Origin of the sequence: Novosphingobium sp., from assembly GCF_036820275.1 — a bacterium.
Classification (GTDB): domain Bacteria; phylum Pseudomonadota; class Alphaproteobacteria; order Sphingomonadales; family Sphingomonadaceae; genus Novosphingobium.
In genome coordinates this window covers 101,449-122,040 of sequence record NZ_DAISLT010000013.1, presented here as the reverse complement: position 1 = coordinate 122,040, position 20,592 = coordinate 101,449, and the positions used below count along the sequence as shown (strand labels likewise).

At 65.1% G+C, this 20,592-nt stretch carries 21 protein-coding genes; 10 read left to right on the top strand and 11 right to left on the bottom strand.

Going from position 1 to position 20,592, the window contains the following annotated elements:
- The 7 genes from V7066_RS12665 to V7066_RS12635 all read right to left on the bottom strand — a co-directional run.
- Positions 1-724, bottom strand: a 724-nt coding sequence (locus V7066_RS12665; protein WP_334183398.1) for an aldo/keto reductase, incomplete at its 3' end; no start/stop codon positions are given.
- The gene (locus tag V7066_RS12660) at positions 724-1,680 is read right to left on the bottom strand and encodes a Gfo/Idh/MocA family oxidoreductase (protein ID WP_334183397.1); all 957 of its coding nucleotides are present in this window, start codon (positions 1,678-1,680) and stop codon (positions 724-726) included. The genes V7066_RS12660 and V7066_RS12665, both read right to left, overlap by 1 nt.
- A 78-nt stretch (positions 1,681-1,758) precedes the next feature.
- Positions 1,759-2,664: a class III extradiol dioxygenase subunit beta gene (locus V7066_RS12655; RefSeq protein ID WP_334183396.1), complete on the bottom strand. Its 906-nt coding sequence runs from the start codon at positions 2,662-2,664 to the stop codon at positions 1,759-1,761.
- Position 2,665: 1 nt separating this feature from the next.
- Complete coding sequence (ligA, locus tag V7066_RS12650) at positions 2,666-3,103, bottom strand: protocatechuate 4,5-dioxygenase subunit alpha (protein WP_334183395.1); 438 nt, start codon at positions 3,101-3,103, stop codon at positions 2,666-2,668.
- Complete coding sequence (locus V7066_RS12645) at positions 3,100-4,125, bottom strand: amidohydrolase family protein (protein ID WP_334183394.1); 1,026 nt, start codon at positions 4,123-4,125, stop codon at positions 3,100-3,102. The genes ligA and V7066_RS12645 overlap by 4 nt, the downstream gene beginning before the upstream one ends.
- 2 nt (positions 4,126-4,127) lie before the next feature.
- Positions 4,128-4,991 carry an NAD(P)-dependent oxidoreductase gene (locus V7066_RS12640; protein WP_334183393.1) on the bottom strand — a complete coding sequence of 288 codons (864 nt, stop codon included), beginning with the start codon at positions 4,989-4,991 and terminating at the stop codon, positions 4,128-4,130.
- A gap of 225 nt (positions 4,992-5,216) precedes the next feature.
- Positions 5,217-6,371: a LysR substrate-binding domain-containing protein gene (locus tag V7066_RS12635; RefSeq protein WP_334183392.1), complete on the bottom strand. Its 1,155-nt coding sequence runs from the start codon at positions 6,369-6,371 to the stop codon at positions 5,217-5,219.
- A gap of 101 nt (positions 6,372-6,472) precedes the next feature.
- On the opposite strand from V7066_RS12635, the gene V7066_RS12630 reads away from it, so the two are divergent.
- From V7066_RS12630 to V7066_RS12615, 4 genes are all read left to right on the top strand, one after another.
- Positions 6,473-7,546, top strand: coding sequence for a 4-oxalomesaconate tautomerase (locus V7066_RS12630; RefSeq protein ID WP_334183391.1), 1,074 nt, complete (start codon positions 6,473-6,475; stop codon positions 7,544-7,546).
- A 117-nt stretch (positions 7,547-7,663) separates the two neighbouring features.
- Entirely contained in the window at positions 7,664-8,173 is a 510-nt protein-coding gene (locus V7066_RS12625) for a c-type cytochrome (protein ID WP_334183390.1), read from the top strand.
- Positions 8,170-8,841 (top strand): cytochrome b/b6 domain-containing protein, encoded by a 672-nt coding sequence (locus tag V7066_RS12620; protein ID WP_334183389.1) that lies wholly within the window; start codon positions 8,170-8,172, stop codon positions 8,839-8,841. The genes V7066_RS12625 and V7066_RS12620 overlap by 4 nt, the downstream gene beginning before the upstream one ends.
- Before the next feature lie 151 nt (positions 8,842-8,992).
- Positions 8,993-9,292, top strand: coding sequence for a GIY-YIG nuclease family protein (locus tag V7066_RS12615; protein WP_334183388.1), 300 nt, complete (start codon positions 8,993-8,995; stop codon positions 9,290-9,292).
- A 93-nt stretch (positions 9,293-9,385) separates the two neighbouring features.
- Here the strand turns inward: V7066_RS12615 and V7066_RS12610 are convergent, their stop codons facing one another.
- Genes V7066_RS12610 through V7066_RS12600 form a run of 3 tightly spaced genes read right to left on the bottom strand, consistent with a single transcriptional unit; the run spans position 9,386 to position 14,692 of the window.
- Entirely contained in the window at positions 9,386-11,176 is a 1,791-nt protein-coding gene (locus V7066_RS12610) for an acyl-CoA dehydrogenase C-terminal domain-containing protein (RefSeq protein WP_334183387.1), read from the bottom strand.
- Positions 11,177-11,231: 55 nt separating this feature from the next.
- Positions 11,232-13,559, bottom strand: coding sequence for a 3-hydroxyacyl-CoA dehydrogenase/enoyl-CoA hydratase family protein (locus V7066_RS12605; protein WP_334183386.1), 2,328 nt, complete (start codon positions 13,557-13,559; stop codon positions 11,232-11,234).
- Entirely contained in the window at positions 13,556-14,692 is a 1,137-nt protein-coding gene (locus tag V7066_RS12600; protein WP_334183385.1) for a thiolase family protein, read from the bottom strand. Before V7066_RS12600 ends, V7066_RS12605 begins: the two co-directional genes overlap by 4 nt.
- Positions 14,693-14,879: 187 nt before the next feature.
- On the opposite strand from V7066_RS12600, the gene V7066_RS12595 reads away from it, so the two are divergent.
- The 5 genes from V7066_RS12595 (at position 14,880) to V7066_RS12575 (ending at position 19,753) form a co-directional block, all read left to right on the top strand.
- Positions 14,880-15,326 (top strand): DUF2147 domain-containing protein, encoded by a 447-nt coding sequence (locus tag V7066_RS12595; RefSeq protein ID WP_334183384.1) that lies wholly within the window; start codon positions 14,880-14,882, stop codon positions 15,324-15,326.
- A gap of 59 nt (positions 15,327-15,385) precedes the next feature.
- Positions 15,386-16,684, top strand: a complete 1,299-nt coding sequence (locus V7066_RS12590; RefSeq protein WP_334183383.1) for an OmpP1/FadL family transporter — start codon at positions 15,386-15,388, stop codon at positions 16,682-16,684.
- On the top strand, positions 16,684-18,405 hold the full coding sequence (locus V7066_RS12585; RefSeq protein ID WP_334183382.1) for a long-chain-fatty-acid--CoA ligase: 1,722 nt from the start codon (positions 16,684-16,686) through the stop codon (positions 18,403-18,405). Before V7066_RS12590 ends, V7066_RS12585 begins: the two co-directional genes overlap by 1 nt.
- Before the next feature lie 71 nt (positions 18,406-18,476).
- Positions 18,477-18,854 (top strand): MerR family transcriptional regulator, encoded by a 378-nt coding sequence (locus V7066_RS12580; protein WP_334183416.1) that lies wholly within the window; start codon positions 18,477-18,479, stop codon positions 18,852-18,854.
- Between the two features lie 5 nt (positions 18,855-18,859).
- Positions 18,860-19,753 (top strand): acyl-CoA thioesterase, encoded by an 894-nt coding sequence (locus tag V7066_RS12575; protein ID WP_334183381.1) that lies wholly within the window; start codon positions 18,860-18,862, stop codon positions 19,751-19,753.
- 3 nt (positions 19,754-19,756) lie between these two features.
- Here the strand turns inward: V7066_RS12575 and V7066_RS12570 are convergent, their stop codons facing one another.
- Positions 19,757-20,137 (bottom strand): cupin domain-containing protein, encoded by a 381-nt coding sequence (locus V7066_RS12570; RefSeq protein WP_442947326.1) that lies wholly within the window; start codon positions 20,135-20,137, stop codon positions 19,757-19,759.
- A gap of 231 nt (positions 20,138-20,368) precedes the next feature.
- Here V7066_RS12570 and V7066_RS12565 point away from each other — a divergent pair, with 231 nt between their 5' ends.
- On the top strand, positions 20,369-20,533 hold the full coding sequence (locus V7066_RS12565; RefSeq protein WP_334183380.1) for a hypothetical protein: 165 nt from the start codon (positions 20,369-20,371) through the stop codon (positions 20,531-20,533).
- Positions 20,534-20,592 lie beyond the last annotated feature (59 nt).

Sequence of the window (20,592 nt, the reverse complement as noted above, 5' to 3'; positions counted from 1 at the left end):
CGATCAGCGCGAGGTTGTGCGCCCAGTTCTCGCCGATGAAGCGCGGGAAGTTGCGGCGCAGGTCCTTTTCGGTGAGCGTGTTCACGTCGGTCAGTTCACCGCCCAGTGCCCCGCGCGCGACGGGCGAGAAGGCGACAAGCGCGATCCCGAGTTCGCGCGTGGCATCCAACACGCCCAGTTCGACGTTGCGGGTCCAGAGCGAATATTCGGTCTGCACCGCCGCCACCGGATGCACGGCATGCGCCTCGCGGATATGCGCGGCGGACCATTCGGACACGCCATAGGCGCCGATCTTGCCCGCCTCGATCGCGCGCGCCATGGCGCCCACGGAATCGGCGATCGGCACTTTCGGATCGAAGCGGTGCATGTAGAACAGGTCGATATGATCGGTGCCCAGCCGCTTCAGGCTGGCGTCGAGCGAGGCGGTGATGCTGTCAGGCGCGCAGTCGATGCCGCGGCGGGCGCCGTCGATCAGGATGCCGGTCTTGGAGGCCAGCAGGAACTCGTCCCGGCGGTCCATGATCGCTTCGCCGAGGATCTCTTCGCTGACGCCCATGCCGTAGATATTGGCGGTGTCGAAGTGATCGCAGCCCGCATCCAGGGCATGGCGGAAGAGCGCGACCGCCTCCTCGCGAGACGGCGGATTGCCGTAGGCCCAGGCCACATTCATGCAGCCGAGACCGACGGCGTGGACCGAACGGCCCGCGAGGAGGCGCTTCGTCATCAGGACCAGCCGTCCTGTGCTTCGAGGCTTGCGGCCAGTTCGCCGATCACGCGGTAGCAATCGAGCACCTTGCCGACCGACGAGTTGGGCTCACGCCCTTCGCGGATGGCGGCCACGAATTCGCGGTCCTGAAGCTCGATGCCGTTGTTCGACACGGTGACGCCGGTCAGGTCGATCGGCTCTTCACGGCCGTTCACCAGATCGTCGTAACGCGCGATGTAGGTCTCGCTGTCGCCGATGTAGCGGAAGAACGTGCCGAGCGGGCCGTTGTTGTTGAACGAGAGCGAGAGCGTGCAGATCGCGCCGGTCTCGGCCTTCAGCTGGATCGACATGTCCATGGCGATGCCGAGTTCGGGGTGCTTCGGACCCTGCAGCACGTTGGCGGCGACGATCTTGCCCGACTGGTAGGCGAACAGGTCGATCGTGTGCGCGGCGTGGTGCCACAGCAGGTGGTCCGTCCACGAGCGCGCCTGGCCCTTGGCGTTCATGTTCTTGCGGCGGAAGAAGTAGGTCTGCACGTCCATCTGCTGGACGTTGAACTCGCCCGCGGTGATCTTGTTGTGCACGTACTGGTGCGAAGGATTGAAGCGGCGGGTGTGGCCGACCATGCAGACCAGCCCGGTTTCCTGCTGCTTGGCGACAACCGCCTCGGCATCGGCCCAGCTGTCCGACAGCGGAATCTCGACCTGAACGTGCTTGCCGGCGTTCATGCAGGCGATGGCCTGTTCGGCGTGCATCTGCGTGGGGGTGCAGAGGATCACGGCATCGACGTCCGGCATGGCCAGCACTTCGGCCAGATCGGTGCCGGAGTGCGGCGCGCCGTACTTGGCGGCGACTTCGGCAGCCTGCTCGGCCGAGCGGCTGATGACCGAGGCGATCTCTACGCCGTCGATGTTCTTGAGGCCGTCGAGGTGCTTTTCACCGAAAGCGCCGGCGCCTACGAGGGCAATACGCATGGGAATCTCCTTGGGGTGTCTGTCAAAGACAAAGGGCGTGCCGGCGTCAAGCACCGGCACGCGGAATGGATCATTAGATCAGGTGTTGGCGGTCAGTTCGTGAGAGGCCGCGCCTTCGACGGTGGTCGAGGGCGGAACATCGCCGTTCACCGGCTCCAGCACGATGTGGCCGACGGCCGTGTTGCTGGCAGGCACGTGGTAGAAACGCAGCAGTTCGCGGGTTTCCTTGCCCAGCGCGCCGCGCATGATCAGCCACATGACCATCTCGATGCCCTCGCTGCCGGTTTCGCGCAGGTATTCGATATGCGGAATGCACCGCAGTTCCTGCGTGTCGCCCGAAAGCTTGTCGAGGAACATGTTGTCCCACTCGGCATTGATCAGGCCCGCGCGGGGACCCTGAAGCTGGTGGCTCATGCCGCCGGTGCCCCAGACCTGCACGTTGAGGTCTTCGGGGAAGCTTTCCACGGCACGCGCGATCGCCTCGCCCAGCGCCCAGCAGCGGTTGCCCGACGGCGGCGGATAAGTGACGACGTTGACCGCCAGCGGGATCACCTTCACCGGCCACTTGGCAGGCTTGCCGAACACCATCGAAAGCGGAACGGTAAGGCCGTGATCGACATCCATCTCGTTGATGATGGTCATGTCGAACTCGTCGAGGATCAGGCTCTGCGCGATGTGCCAGGCAAGGTCCGGATGGCCTTCCACATCGGGCACCGCGCGCGGGCCCCAGCCTTCGTCGGCAGGCTTGTAGCTTTCGCCGCAGCCGATCGCGAACGTGGGAATGATCTTCATGTCGAAGGCCGAGGCGTGGTCGTTGTAGACCAGGATCACGACGTCCGGCAGGTTTTCCGCTTCCCACTTCTGGGTGGGGGCGAAGCCTTCCTGGATCGGCTTCCAGTAGGGATCTTCCCACTTGTCGAAGTCCGACGCGACGCCGAGCGCCGGAATGTGGCTACAGGCGATGCCGTGCGTAATGCGGGCCATCTTAACGGTGCTCCTTGATGGAGCGCTGGCCCTCGGGCGAGCGGCCCCCGGCGATCATCATCGCCTGATAGTCTTCCAGTTTCATGCCGGTCATCGTCGAGACGGCCTGAAGGAAGCTCAGGCCGTCGGTCGAGAAGACCTTGGCGAGGAAGTAGATGTTGCCGCCCAGGTCCAGCAGGCGGTTGTAGTCGCGGGCGAGCACACCCTGCTTCTGGTCCTCGGTCATCGGCCACTCGTCGAGATAGGCGCGCTCGTCGGCCTTCCAGCGCTCGCGGTTTTCGGCCTTCATCAGGCTCATCGCGAACTGGTTCAGGTGATAGCCCTGCCGCGCGCGCTGCGCGGTGTAGACGCGCGTGCCCGGAATATCTTCGAATTCACCAAGATAGGCGTGGATGTCGATCGGACCGCCGGCGTTCTCGCAGGGATTCTTCTCCGTCACAGGCCGCGCTCCTTCAGCTTGGCGTCAAGGCGCGGGAAGACCTTGCGCACATTGCCTTCGAAGATCGCGTGGCGCTCCTCATCGGAGATGTCGAGCGCGTCGACATAGCGCTTGGTGTCGTCGAAGTAGAAGCCGGTCTGCGGGTCGATCCCGCGCACCGCGCCGACCATTTCGGAGCCGAACAGGATGTTCTTGTTGTCGATCACGTCGGCCAGCAGGTTCACGCCCGGCTGGTGGTAGACGCAAGTGTCGAAGAACACGTTGTTCATGATGTATTCGTCGAGCGAAGGCTTCTTCAGCATGTCCGCCAGACCGCGATAACGGCCCCAGTGGTACGGCACCGCGCCGCCGCCGTGCGGGATGATAAAGCGCAGCTTGGGGAACTTCGCGAAGAGATCGCCCTGCATCAACTGCATGAAGGCCACGGTGTCCGCCGCGATGTAGAAACCGCCGGTGGCATGCATCGCCGGGTTGCACGAACCCGAGACGTGGATCATCGCCGGAACGTCCAGCTCGCTCATCGCCTCGTAGATCGGGAACCAGTATTCGTCGGTCAGCGGCGGATGCTCGAAGTGGCCGCCGCCCGGATCGGGGTTGAGGTTGCAGCCGATGAAGCCCAGCTCCTCGACGCAGCGGCGCAGTTCCTTCACGGAGGCGGAAAGGTCTGCCTTGGGGCTCTGCGGCAGCATGCACACGCCCACGAAGGTCTCGGGGAACATGTTCACCACGCGGGCGATAAGATTGTTGCAGTGGACCGCCCAGGCCTCGGACATGGCCTGATCGCCGACATGGTGCGCCATGGCGCTGGCGCGCGGGCTGAACACGGTAAGGTCGGCGCCGCGCTCCTTGATGAGGCGAAGCTGGTTGTCCTCGATGGTCTGGCGGATCTCGGCGTCCGAGATCTCCGGGTACGGCGGGGCAGGTTCACCGGCCTTGAAAGCGGCGATCTGCGCCTCGCGCCAGGCGTCGTGCGCCTTGGGCAGGACGGTATAGTGTCCGTGACAGTCGATGATGAGCGACATGCTCAATTCTCTCCCTTGAGTACGCCCGCCGCGACAGCTGCCGCAAGCTTGGCTTCGAATCCTTCGGGCGGCGGCACCAGGCCAAGCTCACCCAGCGCCTGCTGCCAGGCGACGGTATTTTCGGTCATCAGCGGCGGAATGCCCAGCGAACGCAGCATTTCCGCGGCCTCGTCCATCTCGGCGGCGCGGCGGCGGCCATGGACCAGCATACGGTCGAGATTGTAGTCCGCTCGGCTTGTCCAGGAAATGGTCTTCTCGCTGGCGTCGAGCGAGGCGAGCACTTCGTCCGCCACGCCCTCGGCATGGGCGGCCATCATCATCTCGGCGGTCAGTGCCTCAAGGCCCTTGACCATAACGGAGCGCACCAGCTTGATCGCCGAAGCGCGGCCGACATCGGCGCCCACGGCGCGGACATTGGTGAAGCCCACCGCTTCCAGCGCGGCCTGCGCCTCGGCGGCATCGGGGCCGGAAACCAATAGCGGCACTTTCATCCGCGCAGGGTTGACCGGGGCGAGCACGGCCACGTCGACATAGCGCCCCTTGCCGGCAGCGATGGTCTTGGCAGCCGCCCGCTTGGTGCCCGGCGCGACCGAGTTCATGTCGCAGAACAGCGCGCCCTCACCCAAGAGCGGCGCAACGGCTTCCGCCACCCGAGGGGCAGCATCGGCGGTAACGAGCGAGAGCACCAGCGAGGCACCCGCAAGCGCTTCGTCCGCGCTGTCGCAGGCGGTGATGCCGAGTTCGGTCATGACGTCACGACGTTCGGGAAGGATGTCGAAGGCAAGAGCCTGTCCGGCCCAGTCCCCAGCTCCCGCAAACGTCGATCCGGCCTCTCCGAACCCGATAAGGGCAATGGACCTGTTCATATTGCCAGTCTGCCCCGATCGCCCGAAATCCGCCAATTGGAACCGCCCGGAAGCTATAAGCTTCGCGTAAAAAGTGGATCGACCACTTCTCGCCAGACTCCCGTCATCCTGAACTTGTTTCAGGATCCATCTCGCCGCCGAAGCCTACGCGCAATCGGCACAATGGATCCTGAAACAAGTTCAGGATGACGTCGCGAAAAACGAAAAACTCAAAGCAAGAAGCCTCTACCGCGAAACCTCCCGAGCCGCCCATTCGAGATCGGCAAAAAACTCGCTCTGAACCTCGGTCGGCCGCAGCGACGCGCGGGTCGTCATGCCGATATGGCGGGTGAACTCCGCCGGAAGGCGCGATAACGCGCAAAGCCATCCAGCCTCGACCTCGACCGTCACCTGATCGGGCGACAGCACGGTGAGAAAATCGCCGCCCATCATCACCTGCCGGATCATCATCACCGAACCCGATTCGACCGGCACTTCCGGAAGCGGCACATCATGGGCCAGAAAGTAGCGTTCGAAGCTGTCGCGCAGCGGCGTGCCGCGCGGGGGCAGGGTGAAGGGAAAGCGCGCAACGTCGAGCGCGCCGGGGTTGCTGCCCTCCAACGGATGCCCCTTGCGACCGTAGACCGCCGGGCGGTCCTCGAAGAGCGGATGCTGAATCAGATCGCCCTCCACCAACGGATCGCGCAGCGCCCCGACCATGAGGTCCAGCGAGCCGTTGCGCAGCGGCTCGACGAGTTCGGCGCGCGACCCCTCGACGATGGTGAGCTTCACCTTGGGGCGCCGGGACAGGAACCGCGCGACGGCGGCGGGGAGGATGCGCGCGCGCGACAGCGGCATGGCGCCGATGGAGATGCTTCGCGTTTCGAGTCCGCGCAGCGCCTCGACTTCGGACAGGCCCGCCTCCAGTTCCACTTTCGCCAGCCGGAACTCGCGGGCGAGCTGGGTCCCGGCCTCGGTGGTGATGACGAACTTGCCCTGACGCGCCACCAGCGGGCGGCGCAGCGCCAGCGCCAGATCGTTGACCGCACGGTGGATCGAGGGCAGCGACAGTCCCGTCTCCTGCCCGGCCCCGGCATAGCTGCCGGTCTCGGCCAGGGCCAGCAGCGCCCGGAGACGCGACATGGTGACGTGCGGGCTCTGGATATGGGACAGCGCAGCGCCGATGCGCGGTGCCAGGATCTCTCCGGCACGGGTGGGGATCATGCCGTCGTGACGGCGCTCGAAAAGCGGCAGGCCGATCATGGCCTCGAGTCGGCCCAACGCCTGTGTTATCGCGGGTTGGCTGAGATTTACGGCCAGTGCGGCGGCGTTGACCGTCCCCAATTCGGCAATCTTGGCGACGGCGCGCAAGTGCCGAAGATTGAAGTTCCAGATGTCCATGGAATCACTCTTAGCCAAATCCTATGGCAGTTCCAAAGTTTCTCTTTCCCCCTTTCCTCCCGCTTGGGCAGGAGACAGGCTGCGGGAAAAGGAGATCTGTGATGAGTGCCATTGAAGCCAGTGAAGCAGGCGTGCGCTGCATGTGGATGCGCGGCGGCACTTCCAAGGGCGGCTACTTCCTCAAGAGCGATCTCCCCGCCGACACCGCCGAGCGCGATGCCTTCCTGCTCCGGGTCATGGGCTCGCCCGACCCGCGCCAGATCGACGGCATGGGCGGCGCCGATCCGCTGACCAGCAAAGTCGCGGTCGTCAGCAAGTCCGAGCGCGAGGGCATCGACGTAGACTACCTGTTCCTCCAGGTCTTCGTCGATCAGGCGCTCGTCAGCGACCAGCAGAACTGCGGCAATATCCTCGCCGGGATCGGCCCCTTCGCGATCGAGCGCGGGCTGATCGCGGCCAAGGGCGAGGAAACCCCGGTCGCCATCTTCATGGAGAACACCGGGCAGGTCGCCGTCGCCACCGTGCAGACGCCGGGCGGAACGGTCTCCTACAAGGGCGAAGCCGCGATCGACGGCGTGCCGGGCACCCATGCCCCGATCCCGCTCGAATTCCGCGACACGGCCGGTTCCTCCTGCGGCGCGCTGCTGCCCAGTGGCAACGCGGTCGACGAAGTGAACGGCGTGCGCGTGACGCTAATCGACAACGGCATGCCCTGCGTCGTCATGAAGGCCGAGGACGTCGGCGTGACCGGCTACGAGGACCGCGAGAGTCTGGACGCCAATACCGAACTGAAGGCGAAGATCGAAGCCATCCGTCTGGCCATTGGCGAGCGGATGAACCTCGGCGACGTCAAGGACAAGTCGGTTCCCAAGATGATGCTGGTCGCCCCGCCGAAGCATGGCGGCGCGGTGACGGTACGCAGCTTCATTCCCCACCGCGCCCACGCCACGATCGGCGTGCTCGGCGCGGTCTCGGTGGCGACGGCCTGCCTGATCGAAGGCTCGCCCGCCGCCGAAGTCGCCAATATCCCCGAGGGTCGCCGCAAGACGCTGTCGGTCGAACATCCGACCGGCGAGATGTCCTGTGTCCTCGAAACGGACGAGGGCGGCGCCGTAACCAGCGCCGCCCTCCTTCGCACCGCTCGCAAGCTCATGGACGGAATCGTTTTCGGGTAGGCATCAAAAACCATTCGCTGCAAAGCAACAACAGCGGTTATCAAGTGCTTGGGATTAGGGCCGACGGGCAAAAACAGACGGCCTCCCGCTCGAAAGATAACCGCCAGGAGCAGCGACATGGCATCGAAGACTCTCGTGACGACCACCCTAGCCGCTTTGGCCCTCGCCGCCGCCATGACCGGCTGCAAGGGCTCCGAACCTGCCGCAACGACCACCAATGCCTCCGGCGAGGCCGTGGACGTTGCCGGGACGATCAAGGCGCGCGAAGCCAACTTCAAGGCGATCGGCAAGGCGAACAAGGCCGCCAAGTCCGCGCTGGAAGCCGGCACGCCCGACTTCGCCGCCGTTTCCGCAGCGGCAACCTCGATCCAGACCGACGCCGGCAAGATCGTAGACCTCTTCCCCAAGGGCAGCGGCAAGGAATCGGGCGAGAAGACCCAGGCGCTCCCCACGATCTGGGAGAAGCCCGCCGAGTTCAAGGCGGCGGCCGAGAAGCTGGCCACCGCAGCCGGTGCGCTCAAGACGGCAGCCGATGCCAAGGACGCCAAGGCGGCGACCGCAGCGATGGGTGAGATCGGCGGCGCCTGCAAGGGCTGCCACGATACCTTCCGCGAGAAGAAGCAGTGAGTTTCCACGAGGGTGCGGCGACCGTCCGCACCCCGCTGTGGGACTGGCCGGTCCGCTTGATCCACTGGAGCTTCGCGGTCCTGATCCCGGCGCTCTGGTGGACGGCCGAGAACGGCGAGATGGGCTGGCACACCGTGATCGGCACGGTGCTGATGCAGTTGCTGGTGATCCGTGTGCTCTGGGGCTTCGTGGGTGGATCGACCGCGCGGTTTTCGTCCTTCGTGCGGGGACCGGGCGCGGTCTTCGCGCATTTGCGGTCACCTGCCGAAGAACCCTCGGTCGGCCATAATCCGGCGGGCGGCTGGAGTGTACTCGCTCTGCTCGGGCTGATGGCCCTGCAAGTCGCGCTGGGGCTTGTCGCGGGCGATCCGGACGACGGCACGACGGGCCCCCTGAACCACCTCGTCTCCTCGACAACGGCCGGACGCGCGACCGAACTGCATGGGATCGTGTTCTACCTGATCCTTGCAATGATCGTGCTGCACCTTGCGGCGATCGTCTATTACCGCGTCATCAAGCGCGACAACCTGATTGCGCCGATGATTACCGGATCGAAGCCGCTTCCAGCCAGCGCCGACGGACTGGTGAAGGCGCCGGTCTGGCGGCTGATCGCCTGCATCGTCGTGGCCTGGCTGGTAGGCTGGGTGGTCTGGGTCGGGGCGGCATGAGGTTTGGAAGTCGCGCCTAGCCGCTCTGGATTGCTTCGCTACGCTCGCAATGACGAATGTTGAGAGTGACGCGATGGTTCGCACGGGACCATTTCAACATTATAACCCCTTCGTCATTGCGAGGAGCGAAGCGACGAAGCAATCCAGAGCGATGCAGCGCGACTTCCAGCCCGCCGTCTACATTGTCGCAAGCGCCCGCAACGGTACGCTCTACGTCGGCGTGACATCTGATTTGCCCAAACGCGCTTTCCAGCATCGTGAAGGCGTGATCGATGGATTTTCCAAGCGCTACGGCTGCAAGCGCCTCGTATGGTTCGAACTGCATTCCACCATGGAGCATGCCATCGTGCGCGAGAAGCAACTCAAAGGCGGCTCCCGCAAGCGAAAGACCGCGTTGATCGAGGCGGAAAATCCGCTTTGGGATGATCTGTTTGAGAGCATCTGCGGCTGACGAAGCGATCCGAAGGGGGCGTTATGCCGCTCTGGATTGCTTCGTCAGCTTCGCTTCCTCGCAATGACGATGGTATGTGCCTGATCTGAAAGCTCAGAACATCTCGACTTCCAGTGCCATCATCGAGGACTTGCCCGACTTGATGGCGAGGAACGCGGCAGTCGCCTGCGGCAGCAGACGGTCGAAGAAGAACCGCGCCGTGGCAATCTTGGCGGTGTAGAACGCCGCGTCCTCGGTGCCTTCGTCGAGCCTGGCCTTGGCGATCAGCGCCGCCTTGGCGAAAGTGTAGCCCATGGCGACAAGGCCGAGCAGGCGCAGGTAGTCGGTCGCGGCGGCGCCGGCTTCCTCGGGGTCCTTCATGCCCTTCTGGGCAATCGTACCGGTCGAGAGCTGGAGCGCGCCGAAGGCCTTTTCCAGCCCTTCGATCATCTTGCCGAAGGTCTCGTCCGCCTTGTTCGCCTCGATGAAGTCCGAGACGGGGTGGAAGAACGAGCGCAGATAGCGCCCCGCATGCGCGGGCATCTTGCGACCGACAAGGTCGAGCGCCTGAATGCCGTTGGTGCCTTCGTAGATCATGGCGATACGGGCATCGCGCACGAACTGCTCCACGCCGCTTTCGGCGATATAGCCGTGGCCGCCGTAGACCTGCACGGCCAGGTTCGCGCTTTCGAAGCCGCAGTCGGTGAAGAGCGCCTTCACCACCGGAGTCATCAGCGCGATGAAGTCTTCCGCGCGGGCCTTCACGGCCGGATCGGTCGCATGCTTTTCGGCATCGAGCGCGCGGCTGACCCAGGCACCGACGGCGCGGCTGCCTTCGTTGTAGGCGCGCGCGGTCATCAGCATGCGGCGCACGTCCGGGTGGACGATGATCGGATCGGCCGGACCCTTGGGGTTCTTCACGCCCGACAGCGAGCGGCCCTGCACGCGCTCCTTGGCGTACCACACGGCCGACTGATAGGCCGCTTCACCCACGCCAAGGCCCTGGATGCCCACCGAAACACGCTCGGTGTTCATCATCTTGAACATGGCTTCCATGCCCTTGTTCGCGGTGCCGACCAGCCAGCCGACCGAATCGTCGAAGTTGAGCTGGCAGGTGGCCGAAGCCTTGAGGCCCATCTTGTGCTCGATCGCGGCGACCGAAACGCCGTTGGACGGGCCGGGCGTGCCGTCTTCCTTGGGCAGGTACTTCGGCACCAGGAACAGGCTGATGCCCTTCACGCCTTCGGGCGCATCGGGAAGCCGGGCGAGGACGAGGTGGATGATGTTCTCGGTCAGGTCGTGCTCGCCCGCCGAGATGAAGATCTTCGCGCCGGAGATCTTGTAGCTGTCATCACCCTGAGGAGCCGCCTTGGTGCGCAGCATGCCAAGATCGGTGCCGCAGTGCGGTTCGGTAAGGCACATCGTACCCGACCAGGTGCCCTCGACCATCTTGGGCAGGTAGGCCTGCTTCAGCGCGTCGCTGGCATAGCCCTCGATCGCGGTGGTCGCGCCGTGGGTGAGGCCGGGGTAGAGGCTGAACGACAGGTTGGAGGAGCAGATCATCTCCTCGGTCAGCTTGTTCAGCGCTTCGGGAAGCCCCTGCCCGCCCCATTCGGGATCGGACGCCAGCGCGCACCAGCCGCCTTCGCGGAACATGTCGTAGGCTTCCTTGAAGCCCTTGGGGGTGCGGACCACGCCGTTTTCCAGCGTGCAGCCCTCGATATCACCGCTGCGGTTCAGCGGCAGCAGGACTTCCTGTGCCACCTTGGCGGCCTCTTCCAGCACCGCGTCGACAAGGTCGGGGGTGAATTCGGCCAGCGCTTCGAGATTGCCGAAGCCGTCGTCGGTGTGGAGTTCGTGGAGCACGAACTTCATGTCGCGCAGGGGCGCTTCGTAGACTTGCATGTCACTCTCCTCGCGCGCGCCGCCGGATCACCGACGGGCGCGCATTCATAGCTTATCAGTTGCGAAGCGGCTTGCCGGTTTCGAGCATGTGCTCGACGCGGGCGACCGAACGGCCATCGCGCAGGCGGCCCATGAAGGCGTCGCGCTCCAGCTTGAGCAGTTCGCCCTCGCTGACCGTATCGACGAGGTCGAACTCGTCGCCGCCGGTCAGCACATCGGCCAGCACGCCGGAGACGACCACGTCGTAGTCGGTCGCCATACCGCGCTTGTGGAAGCCTTCGACCGCAAGGCCAAGCGCGGTGCGGCCACCGGCGCCGGGCAACTTGAACTCGGGCGCTTCGGGCGGGGTGTAGCCTTCCACCAGCGACAGCGCCTTCTGCTTGGCGTCATGCAGCAGACGATCGCGGTTCATCGAAATGCCGTCATCCTTGCGCAGGATCATCATCTCGCGCGCCTGCTGGGCAGACTTGGAGACTTGCGCGGTCGAGACCATCTCGAACACCTTGGCCACCGCCGGCATCGGGCCCTTGGGCATGCCCGGCGCCTTGCTCCAGCGGTCGATCATCTCGCCATTGCCGCCCCAGCCGGGAACGAGGCCGACGCCGCATTCCACAAGGCCGCAGTAGAGTTCGGCATGGGCCTGGATCGCGTCGCAGTGGAGCAGGATCTCGCAGCCGCCGCCGAGCGCCATGCCGGCAGGCGCGCCGACCACCGGGAACGGTGCGTACTTCAGGCCCTTGTAGGCCAGCTGTCCGCCCGCCACGAGCTTCTCGATCTCACCCCAGGCGGCGATGTTCACCGCGAAAAGTGCGAGGCCGAGATTGGCGCCCGCCGAGAACGTATCGGCATCGTTGTAGACGACCAGCGCCTTGTACTGCGCCGCCACCAGCGGGATGGCCTGCCCGATCAGCTTCATGACTTCGCCGTCGAGCGCGTTCATCTTGCCGGTGAACTCAAGGCAGACGACGCCGTCGCCGATGTCCCACAGTGCGGCGGAGGCATTGCGGATGATCGGTTTGGACGAAAGCTTCACGTCGGCCAGACGCATCACGCCGTCGGGGCGGACGATGTCGCGGTATTCGCCGTCGAGGCCGAGGAACTGGCGCTTGCCGTTCTCGATCCGGTAGAACGTGCGGTCGCCCGCGACGGTCAGGATTTCCGGCACGACCTTGCCTTCGGCGGCGAGGCGTTCGGCGAGGTACTTGGCGCCCAGCGTGTCGATCATCTCGAACGGGCCGGCCTTCCAATTGTAGCCCAGCTTCATCGCGTCATCGACGGCAACCACGTCCGACGCGGCATCGGGCACGAGGCTGGCGGCATAGGCCAGCGTGTCGCCCAGCACGGCCCATGCGTAGGCGCCGATGTCGCCCTTGCTTTCGACCAGTGCCTTGAGGTCGCCCTTGGCAGCAGCGCCGCGCGGGCCCTGTGCCGTTATGGTCGGACGGTATTCGCCGGTCTGAAGGTCGATGGTCTCCTTGCGGCGACCGGCCTCCTTGTTCAGACGATAGAAGCCGCCCTTGCCCTTGCGGCCGGTATAGCCGTCACCGATCATCTTGTTGATCAGCGGGATGTCGCGGGCGATGCCGTGGTAGAGGTCGCCTGCGGGCAGCGTCGAGGTGAGGCTGGCCTGCAAGTGCGGCATCAGGTCGATGCCGACAAGGTCGACAAGGCCGAACACGCCGGTCTTGGGCACGCCCATCGGCTTGCCGGCAATGGCGTCGGCCAGTTCGATGGTGATGCCCATGTCGAACGCGGCGTTGAGGCCCAGCTGGATCCAGTAAGTGCCGATGCGGTTGGCGATGAAGCCGGGCGTATCCTTGGCCTTCACCACCGTCTTGCCGAGCGAGACGTCAGCGAACTGCTCGACCTTGGCGGCGACGGCAGCGTCGGTCGCCGGGCCGGTGACGATCTCCAGCAGGCGCATGTAGCGCGGCGGGTTGAAGAAGTGCGTGATCAGGAAGTCGCGCTTGAACGCGTCCGAACGCCCTTCCACCAGATGGGCGAGCGGGATCGTCGAGGTGTTGGACGAAACGGCGGTGCCGTCACGCTTCACCGCTTCCAGCTTGGCGTAGAGGCCCTGCTTGATGTCGAGACGCTCGATCACCGCCTCGATCACCCAGTCGCACTCGGCAACCTTGTCGAGGTGGTCTTCGATATTGCCGGTTTCGACCAGCTTGGCGGCGGACTTGCTCATGAACGGCGCAGGCTCGGTCTTGAGCATCTTCGCCACGGCGCCTTCGGCAACGACGTTGCGATTGGTCGCGTCCTTGGGAACAATGTCGAGCAGCAGCACCGGAACACCGGCATTGGCGACCTGAGCGGCGATCCCGGCACCCATGGTACCGGCGCCGATCACGCAGACTTTCTTGATCGTATCGCTCATTCCACCGACTCCAGGATCGTGGCGATGCCCTGACCGCCGCCGATGCACTGGCTGGCGAGCGCATACTTGCCGCCTTCGCGCTTCAGCAGCGAGGCCGCCTTGCCGACGATGCGCGCGCCGGTGGCGCCCAGCGGGTGGCCGATGGCGATCGCGCCGCCGTCGATGTTCACCTTGGCCACGTCGAGGCCGAGGTCCTTGATGCAGGCCAGAGCCTGCGAAGCGAAAGCTTCGTTCAGTTCCACCACGTCGAGATCGGCGGCAGCGATGCCCGCGCGCTCAAGCGCCTTCTGGCTGGAGAGGATCGGGCCAAGGCCCATGGTTTCCGGCGCGCAGCCCGAGATCGCGACCGACTTGATGCGGGCGAGGATCGGCAGACCGTGGGCGCGGGCATATTCCTCGGTGGTGACGAGCACGGCGCTGGCGCCGTCGGTCAGCGGCGAGGAGGTGCCTGCGGTGACCGATCCGGCCGCGTCGAACGCGGGCTTCAGGCCCGCAAGGCCCTCTGCGGTGGTTTCGCCGCGGATGGTGCCGTCTTCGCTGACGATCCCGCCCTTGGTCTGGATCGGCACGATCTCGTCGGTCAGCTTGCCCGCGTCACGCGCGGCCGAAGCCTTGTGCTGGCTGGAGACGGCCAGCGCTTCCTGATCGGCGCGCGAAATCTGGTACTTGGTGGCGACGTTCTCGGCGGTTTCGCCCATCGACATGTAAGCGGCGCTCTTCGCCGCCAGCGCCGGGTTGGGCAGCGGGTTGAAGCCCATCATCGGCACGCGGCTCATCGATTCGACGCCCGCGCAGACGAAGACCTCGCCCGCGCCGATGGCGATCTGGCCCATGGCGTAGTGGATCGAGCTCATCGAGGAGCCGCAGAAACGGTTCACGGTCATGCCGCCGACCGAGATCGGCAGGTCCGCCAGCAGCGCGACGAGGCGCGCAATGTTGAAGCCCTGTTCGCCTTCGGGGAACGCGCAGCCGACGATTACGTCTTCGATATCAGCCGCTTCCACACCGGTCTTGGCGATGAGGCCGCGAATCACCTGGGCGGCAAGGTCGTCGGGGCGGACCCGCGCCAGCGCGCCCTTGTTGGCCAAGTGGAAGGGCGAACGGGCGTAACCCGCAATCACGACACTTTGCATGCACTCTCTCCATGGGCCGATGCGCCCCAGGCTCTTCCCGGGGCTGCCTCGTGTTCTTCCCTAAGGGTGCAATTCTTTCCCTATACGTCAAGCAAATTTTGGGTTACGAGAAATCAGCATCCTACCCAAGGACCCCGTCCCGCCGGTGAGAAGATGTCCGATTGGAGAGACGATGGAGAGGTCGCTCATGAAAAATTGGAAACGCATGGGGTTGGCATTGGTTGCCGGTTCCGCGCCGCTGCTCTTTGGCCTGAATCCGGCCTTTGCGGCGGGCAACGACGCGGTCGTCGGCAAGTGGCGCACGCCGTCCAAGCACGGCGTCGTCGAACTCAGCCGCTGCGGCGAATCGCTGTGCGGACGGCTAGTCGATTCGGACGGCCTGAAGACCAACCCGGACCTGCGCGATGCGAACAACAAGGACACAACCAAGCGCACCCGCAAGATCAAGGGCCTGCAAATTGTCGGCGGTTTCAAGGCCAAAGGGAACGAATGGGTCGAAGGACAGATCTACAACCCTGAGGACGGCGGCACCTACAAGGCAACGATAACGCCTGCCGGGGCCGACAGCCTCAAGCTCAAGGGCTGCATCGTCTGGCCCTTGTGCAAGACCCAGACCTGGACGCGCATCCCCTGAGGCGTGCCGGGAAAACGACAAAGCTTCAGGGACATAAAAGAGTTAGGGAGTTCAAGGATATGAAACGCATTTCGGGTCGCATTCTTCTCGCAGGCACCGCATCCGCCGTCGTGCTCGGCTTCGCCGGTTCGGCCCATGCCCAGGCATTCTATCTTCAGGAACAGTCGGTACGCGCGCAGGGACGCGCTTTCTCGGGCGAGGCCGCCGATACCGGCGTCGACTCGCTCTGGTGGAACCCCGCCGCGATCGGCGGCCTCGAAGGCGGCCAGGCCTCGATCCACGCCAGCGTCATCATCCCGCGCGGCAAAGTGGTGGACGACGGCACCGTGATCGTTCGTCCCGGCCAGGCCCCGGCCCCGGTCGGCGGCAACGGCGTCGCCAAAAACCCGATCAACAAGGGCGTTCTGCCCTCCGGCTCGATCGCCTACGGCACCGGCAAGTTCGCGTTCGGCCTGACCGTCACCTCGCCTTACTCCTTCACCACCAATTACGATTCCGACAGCTGGGCACGCTATTCCGCCGACAAGACCAAGCTGCGCACGATCGACATCCAGCCGAGCGTCGCCTTCCAGCCCTTCGAAGGCTTCTACGTCGGCGCCGCCGCCAATGTGGAATACGTCGATGCCGCCCTCGGCAATTACCTGCCCAACCTCTCGCCGCTGCTGGCCGACGGCCACCAGAACCTCAAGGGCAACGGCTGGGATGTGGGCTGGTCGGTCGGCGCCCAGTATCACAACGGCCCGGCCTCGATCGGCGTCGCCTACAAGTCGGCCGTGAAGCACAAGCTCAAGGGCACGCTGACCATCGACGGCCTGCTCGGCCCGCTCGCCGCGCAGAACCGTACGCTCGACGCCACCGCCGAGTTCTCCACCCCGTGGCAGGCGATCATGTCGGGCCGCATCAAGGCGACCAAGCAACTGACCCTCAACGCCCAGGTCGTGGCCTATGGCTGGAGCAAGTTCGATTCGATCGATCTCGGCGCGCCGATCAACCAGTCGCTGCCCGAAAACTACAAGGACGGCTTCTCCTACGCGTTCGGCGTGGACTACGACGTCAATCCGAAGTGGACGGTCCGCAGCGGTATCCAGTACGGCGAGACCCCGACTTCGAACGGCAATCGCGACGCCCGCGTGCCCGATAGCAACCGCTGGAACTTCTCGGCCGGTACAACCTATAACATGAGCGAGAAGATCGCGATCGACGCGGCCGCTTCGTACATTACCTTCAAGGACGCTCCGATCGACCGCATCACCGCCGCCTATGCCGGCACCGCCGCCCAGACCCCGGTCATCACCAATGGCCGCCTGACCGACGCTTCGGCGCTGGTGTTCTCGCTCGGCGCGCGGGTGGCCTTCTGATGGGCGCCGCGGCGACGATCGGCGGTCACTCCGCCCCGGAAACCTCCTCCCAACACCCGGAAGAGATGCCGCCGATCGCGCCGCGGTTGCTCACCGACCTGCTCGACCATGCCGTGGAAGCCCACGGCACCTGGCCGGCGATCGACTTCATGGGCCGCAAGTGGACCTACAGGGAGATCGGCGAGCTGTCCCGCCGCGCGGCGCGGGGGTTCCAGGACCTCGGCGTCAAGCGGGGGACGCGGGTGGGCCTCTGCCTGCCCAACACGCCCTATTACGTGATCTGCTACTTCGCGATCCTGCGCATCGGCGGGATCGTGGTGAACTTCAACCCGCTCTACACCGAGCGTGAGATGGCGCATCTGGTCGAGGATTCGGGCGCCGAATTCATGGTCGCTTCCGATCTGGCGCTCTCGCTGCCCAAGATCGAACCGCTGGTCGGCGCCAAGAACGGCAAGGGCTCGCTGCGCCGCGTGGTCGTCTGCCCGATCGCCGATGCCCTGCCCAAGCTCAAGGGCCGCGCCTATCGCCTGCTCAAGCGCAAGGACATCGCGCATGAACCCCACGACTTGCGCTTCCTGCGCTATGCCGACCTGATCGCCCGCGACGCCGATCCCGATCCGGTCGAGCGTTCCCCCTCCGACCTGGCCGTGCTTCAGTACACCGGCGGCACCACCGGCGTGCCCAAGGGCGCTATGCTGAGCCACGCCAATCTCGCGGCAAATTCCGCGCAAATGATCGCCCATGTCGGCCACATGCCGGAAACGCAGGAGCGCACCCTCGGCGTACTGCCGCTGTTCCACGTCTTCGCGCTGACCACGGTGCTCAACTACTCGGTCGACACCGCCGCCGAGATGATCCTGCTGCCGCGCTTCGAGATGCAGTCGTTCCTCGCCACGGCCAAGCGCACTAGGCCGACGCAGTTCTTCGGCGTGCCCACGCTCTACACCGCGCTCAACAACCAGCCGCTCCACGGCGAGTTCGACAACGTGCGTGTCTGCATCTCGGGCGGGGCGCCGCTGCCGCTGGAAGTGCGCCAGAAGTTCGAGCAGCGCACCGGCGTCAAGGTGGTCGAAGGCTACGGCCTGTCCGAAGCCTCGCCGATCATCGCCTGCAATCCGCTGGAAGGCGAAGTGAAGAGCAATTCCTGCGGCCCAGCCTTCCCCGGCACGGTGCTGGAAATCCGCGATCCCGACAATCCGCACCGCGTCATGCCCCAGGGCGAGCGCGGCGAAGTCTGCGCGCGCGGACCGCAGGTCATGTCCGGTTACTGGAACCGCCCCGAGGAATCGGAAAAGACCTTCATCTACGGCGCCTTGCGCACCGGCGACGTCGGCTATCTCGACGAAGACGGCTATTTGTTCCTGGTGGACAGGATCAAGGACATGATCCTGTGCGGGGGGTACAACGTCTATCCGCGAACGATCGAGGATGCGCTCTACGAGCATCCGATGGTTCACGAGGCGATCGTGATCGGCGTTCCCGACGCCTATCGCGGCCAGGCCCCCAAGGCCTTCGTGGCGCTGCATCCGGGGGATGTCCTGGACGAGGATACATTGATGGCCTTCCTCAAGGAGCGGCTCAACAAGATCGAGATGCCCACCACGATCGAGTTCCGCGACAGCCTGCCCAAGACGCTGGTCGGCAAGCTCTCCAAGAAGGAACTGGTCGAAGAGGAAGCCGCGCGCCGCGCTGCCGACAAGCCTCGGGGACAGGCCGAGTGAGCGGAACCGGAGCCTCTCTGACTCCCAACGAGACGACTTTGGCGAGCCCGGCAGTCGGCCCGAACGGCGACATGCTCGGCATCCAGGAAGCCGCGACCGAGCTTGGCGTGACGATGCGCACCTTGCGTTTCTACGAGGACAAGGCGCTGATCGCGCCGCAGCGGGTCGGCACCACGCGCATCTATTCGAAGCGCGAGATGGGCCGGATGCAGCTGATCCTGCGCGGCAAGCGGCTCGGCTTCTCGATCCGCGAGATCAAGGAATTCCTCGACCTCTACGACGTCGATCCCGAACATCACGAACAGGTCCGCGCCTTGCTGGTCAAAGTCACCGACCGCATCGACGAACTGCGCCAGCAGAAGACCGCCATCGAGCAGACCCTTGAGGAACTGCTCTCCATCGAACGCCAGTCGCTCGACTGGCTTCAAGGCATGCCCGACGGGAAATGAAGCCGATGACCGAACCCGCCCGCCTCGCCGTGGAGGAACTCCGCAAGCTGCTCACCGTCGAGGAAATCGACACCGGGATTTTCCGCGGCGCCGCTTCGGCCGAGCAGCCCGGCCGCGTCTATGGCGGGCAGGTCGTGGCGCAGGCGCTTGCCGCCGCCGCGCGCGGGATCGATCCCGAGCGGCAGGCCCATTCGCTGCACGCCTATTTCCTGCGCGCGGGCGATTCCGGCCGTCCGATCATCTACCGCGTCCTCCCCGATTTCGACGGCGGCAGCTTCTCCAACCGCCGCGTCGTCGCCATGCAGGGCGGCAAGCCGATCCTCAACCTCGCGGCCTCGTTCCACCGGCATGAAGAAGGCCTGTCCCACGCCGTGGCGATGCCGCCGGTGCCGGCACCCGAGCAGTGCCCGGATTTCCGGGAGGCGCTTGCCGCCGCCGGGCAGAGGTTGCCGCCCTTCCTGATCGACCGCCTGGCCTCCTTCGAAATCCGCCCCTGCCCCCCGGTGCACGGCGGCGACCTGCCCCAGCGCCGCCAGTGGTTTCGCCTAGCCTGTTCACCTGATGCCCGTTCACCCGATGTCCAGCAGCTGGACGCAGACCCGGTGATGCAGCGGGTGATCTTGGCCTATGCCAGCGACTTCGCGCTCGTCTCCACCGCGCTGATGCCGCAAGGCCTCGGCTTCTTCTCTCCGGGCGTTTCCGGAGCGAGCCTCGACCATGCGATCTGGTTCCACCAAACTCCCCCGGTCGACGACTGGCTGCTCTACACGATGGACAGCCCCTGGTCCGGCCACGCCCGCGGCTTCGCACGCGGCGCGATCTATACGCGCGGCGGCGAACTGGTGGCGAGCGTGGCGCAGGAAGGCCTGCTGCGGGTCAAGCCGCAGAGCGGAGAATAGCGCCTATTTCCCCGCAGTCGGCGGATTGGGATAAGCGATGATCAGCGAGAGCGGTTCCTCGCCGCGCTGCCAGATGCCGACAACCGCACCGTTGTAGAGATAGGCGGTCATGCCCGCTCGCAGGCCTGCGCGCTTGCCGTCGGACACCACTTCGCCCTCTCCCGAAAGCACGTAGTAGACTTCGTCGTGCGCGATCGGATGCTCGCCGATCGCCGCACCCTTGTGGAGCACGCGGCGACGGAACTCCATCGTCCGCGGCGCCGGGGCGGCATCGGAAATGCGGTAGGCCGTGCTCATGCCGATGGCGCCATGCGGAGGAGCCTCCTCGCGCACGGTGTCCTTTTCGTCGATCACCGCCATCGGCGGGGCAGGTGCGGCGGCCATGAGCAGGAGCGCCGCGATCACTGCACGGTGCTTTCGCGCACCAGCTTTGGGGTTCGCCCGATTCGCACGCGCCTTGACCGCAGCACTTTCGCGCAGGCTGTTTCCGGTTGGGTCCGGACCGCCGGAAACCGGACGAAAACAGCCGGGACCGGATGAGAATTCCGAGCCTCGATCTTCATTGCATCTCCCCTTCGTACAGGTTCTTGACAGGGTGGCATCCCTGCGGCAAACATGATGACACCGGTTACCAAAACCGGCAACAAAGAACCGGCGATCGGTATCCTGTCGAAGGAACCGATCGAACGAAAAGCGCCGAAAGGCGTGGAGGAAGGCGCCCAAAAGGCGTCGGGAGCAGGTGCAGGAGAAAGGGAGCGCTACAGGCGCAAACACTCATGACACCGGTATCAATTGGCTAAAAAGGCCATGAGGGCCAGATAAGGCCGAGGGGGAGTGAT